The following is a 3,412-nucleotide window of genomic DNA, read 5'->3' as shown; positions in this document are numbered from 1 at the left end:
CGGGTACGCCGAGGGCGGGGCGCTGCGCCGCGGCCGGGTGCGCCCGGTGCTGTCCGGGGTGGACGCCGTCGCCGCACGGGGCGAGCTGACCGTGCTGCTCGGGGCGAACGGCGCGGGCAAGTCCACCCTGCTGCGGACCCTCGCCGGGCTGCTGCCCGCGCTGGGCGGCACGGTCACCCTCGACGGCACCGACCTGCTCGGGCTGCGCGCACCGGAGCGGTCCCGCCGGGTCGGGGTGGTGCTGACCGACCGGCCGGACCCGGGGCAGCTGACCGGCCGCGACGTCGTCGAGCTGGGGCGGCTGCCGCACACCGGCGCCACCGGCGTGCTCACCGCCGGCGACGAGGCCGCCGTCGACGCCGCGATCGACGCGGTCCGCGCCGGCCCGCTGGCCGGACGCCCGCTGGCCCGGATGTCCGACGGCGAGCGGCAGCGGATGATGGTCGCCCGCGCACTGGCCCAGCAGCCCTCGCTGCTGCTGCTCGACGAGCCGAGCGCGTTCCTCGACGTCTCCTCCCGGGTCGCGCTGCTCGGGACGCTGCGCCGGCTGGCGGGGGAGCAGGACCTCGCGGTGCTGTTGTCCACCCACGACCTGGAGCCGGCACTGCGTCTGGCGGACCGGGCCTGGCTGCTCGACGGCGCGGGCGCGCTGCACACGGGGACGCCCGGTGAGCTGGCAGCCTCCGGGGCGGTGGGGGCGGCGTTCGACACCGACGAGCTGGCCTTCGACGCGCCCACCGGCACCTTCCGCCTCCGCACCCCAGGGTGACCGCGTCCGCGCCCCCCCCCGCACCCGGCCGCGCCGCCGGCGCCACCGCTCCCGGCCGCCCGGGAGGTACCCGGTCCGACGGCGGGCGGCCGCCGCCCCACCGGACCCGCGCCGCACGGGGTCCGACCGCACCGCACACCTCCGGACATGGGCGGCGGGACCGGAACCTGTGCGACGCCGCGCGTGTGCCGCGGGTGCGGGGCCGGAGCGCGGGATGAGTCGGAGCTGCGGAACGGACGCCGGACAGTGGTGCGGATCACTCGGATGGGGTCGTGACCGGCGGATGCGGGCCGGTCGTGCACGACCGGCCGCGCCGACGGCGCGGCGCCCGGTCCCGGTACCGCAGCCCGGCCGGGGTGTCCGTGGCTTCGTCGGGCACGACGCGACCCGGAGTCGCTAGGTTCGCGCCGGACGCGCCGCCCGTCCGGGTGCGCGCATCGGAACACGAGGAGATGCGATGACGCACGCCGCGAGCGCGGCCGAGCTCGAGTCGCTGCTGCTGACCCGGTCGCTCGACGACCCGGAGCTCGCCGCGGCCACCGAGCGGACCCCCGACATCCGGGTCCTGCCCGACGTGTCCGTGGTCAAGGTCGGCGGGCAGAGCTTCATGGACCGCGGCCGCGAGGCGGTGTTCCCGCTGGTCGAGGAGCTGTTGGAGGCCCGGTCCGCGCACCGGCTGCTGATCGGCACCGGCGGCGGCACCCGTGCCCGGCACGCGTACTCCCTGGCCGCCGGGCTCGGCCTGCCCACCGGTGTGCTCAGCTCGGTCGGCAGCGCCGTCGCCGGGCAGAACGCCACGATGCTCGGCTACCTGATGGCCCGGCACGGGGTGCCGGTCGTCGCCGGGGGCGGGTTCGACGCGCTGCCGCTGTCGCTGTCCGAGGTCCGCGCTGCGATCTTCGCCGGCATGCCGCCGTACGCCATGTGGCAGCCGCTGCCCGACGAGGGCGTCATCCCGCCCTACCGCACCGACGCCGGCTGCTACCTGGTCGCCGAGACCTACGGCTGCAAGAACATGATCTTCGTCAAGGACGAGGACGGTCTCTACACCGCGAACCCGAAGAACGACCCGTCGGCGACCCTGATCCCCGAGATCACCGTCGACGAGCTCGTCGAGCGGGACCTGCCCGACCTGATCGTCGAGCGCCCGGTGCTGGAGCTCATGCGGCACGCGACGCACGTCCGCTCGATCCAGATCGTCAACGGTCTCAAGCCCGGCAACCTCACCCGCGCGCTCGCCGGCGAGCACGTGGGCACGATCATCACCGCGGGAGACGCCCGATGAGCACCACCCACCCCAAGGACGTCGAGTCCCCGCTGGCCCGCCAGACCCTGCTCGACCGCGAGCAGGTCCGTCCCGTCGACCAGCAGCAGCCGGTCATCCGGATGCTGCCCCGCCTGCGCGTGGTCGTGCTCGGCGGCCGCTCGATCGTCGACCGCGGCCGCGACGTGCTGCTGCCGCTCGTCGAGGAGCTGCGCGCCGCGATCTCCGGCGACCCGCTGCTGATCGCCACCGGTGCCGGGGTCCGTGCCCGGCACGCGCTCGGCGTCGGCCTCGACCTGGGCCTGCCGACCGGTGCGCTCGCCGAGATCGCCGGCCGTGAGGCCGAGCAGAACGGGCACCTGGTCGCCGCGCTGCTCGCCGAGCAGGGCGTCGCCTACCTCGGGCACGACACCGTCGCCCACCAGCTGCCGGTGCACCTGGCCGCGTCGAACGCCGCCGTCACCAACGGCTATCCGCCCTACGGCGTGCACGAGCTGCCGACGGCGGCCGGGAAGATCCCGGCACACCGCACCGACACCGGCGCGCTGCTGCTGGCCGACGCGTGGGGCGCGGCCTCGCTGACCTACGTCCGCGACGTCGGCGGCGTGCTCGACGGGGACACCGTGCTGCGCGAGGCGTCCGCGGCCGACCTGCTCGCCGACGCCGCCCGGACCCTGCCGATCGACCGGGAGGCGCTGCGCACGCTGCAGCGCGCCCGGCACGTCCGGTCGGTGCAGATCGTCGACGGGACCGTCGCCGGGAACCTGACGAAGGCCCTGGCCGGGGAGCACATCGGGACCGTCGTCTCGGCCTGACCTCCGAGGACGGGATCCGTCCGGGTCCGGTGCCACGGTCGTGTCGTGGCGCCGAACCCGTTCCCCGTCCCGCAGGCGGAGATCGACCGCCTGCACGCCCGACTCGACGACACCGCCGGCCCGACGTACCGTCCGGCGCCGGGTGGTCCTCCGGCGTCCCGCCCGACCATCTGCGCGCGCTCGCCGACCACTGGCGGCACCACGTCGACTGACGGGCGGTGGAGGAGCGGCCGGCCGCGGACTCCGTCGTCGTCGACACCCCCGACCACGCCGGGGTGCACGCGCTGGTCCGCCGCTCGACGCGGTCCGACGCCGTACCGCTGCTGCCGGTGCACGGCTGGCCGTCCACCCCGGCGGACGTCCTCGACCTCCTGGGCCCCGCTCACCGAGCCGCTCCTCGACGACCTCCGGGCGTTCGCCCACTCCCTCGGACCCGAGTCCGGCGATCGATCAGTACTTCAGGGCGGTCGCGTGACGGGGGGGACAGCGCTGAGGTACTGATCGAGGTCGGCGCGGCCGGGAGCCGGCGAGCGCAGCCCGGGCGGCGCCGGGGCGGGGTCGGGC

Annotated in this window: 3 protein-coding genes; all 3 read left to right on the top strand. The window is 76.3% G+C overall.

What is annotated here, in order from left to right; genetic code table 11:
* A partial coding sequence (locus GTW08_RS13075; protein ID WP_202417114.1) for an ABC transporter ATP-binding protein occupies nucleotides 1-769 on the top strand: 769 nt, incomplete at its 5' end.
* A 457-nt stretch (nucleotides 770-1,226) separates the two neighbouring features.
* Nucleotides 1,227-2,054, top strand: coding sequence for a uridine kinase (locus tag GTW08_RS13070; RefSeq protein WP_073574574.1), 828 nt, complete (start codon nucleotides 1,227-1,229; stop codon nucleotides 2,052-2,054).
* Entirely contained in the window at nucleotides 2,051-2,848 is a 798-nt protein-coding gene (locus GTW08_RS13065; RefSeq protein WP_073574575.1) for a molybdenum storage protein subunit alpha, read from the top strand. The genes GTW08_RS13070 and GTW08_RS13065 overlap by 4 nt, the downstream gene beginning before the upstream one ends.
* Nucleotides 2,849-3,412 lie beyond the last annotated feature (564 nt).

Origin of the sequence: Pseudonocardia sp. SID8383, from assembly GCF_009864975.1 — a bacterium.
Taxonomy (GTDB): domain Bacteria; phylum Actinomycetota; class Actinomycetes; order Mycobacteriales; family Pseudonocardiaceae; genus Pseudonocardia; species Pseudonocardia alni.
The sequence above is the reverse complement of the archived record's forward strand: the minus strand, read 5'-3'. Positions and strand labels throughout refer to the sequence as shown.

Excerpts from the sequence above, each read along its gene's own strand:
- GTW08_RS13070 (WP_073574574.1), top strand. The coding sequence starts at position 1,227 with ATGACGCACGCCGCGAGCGCGGCCGAGCTCGAGTCGCTGCTGCTGACC.
- GTW08_RS13065 (WP_073574575.1), top strand. The coding sequence starts at position 2,051 with ATGAGCACCACCCACCCCAAGGACGTCGAGTCCCCGCTGGCCCGCCAG.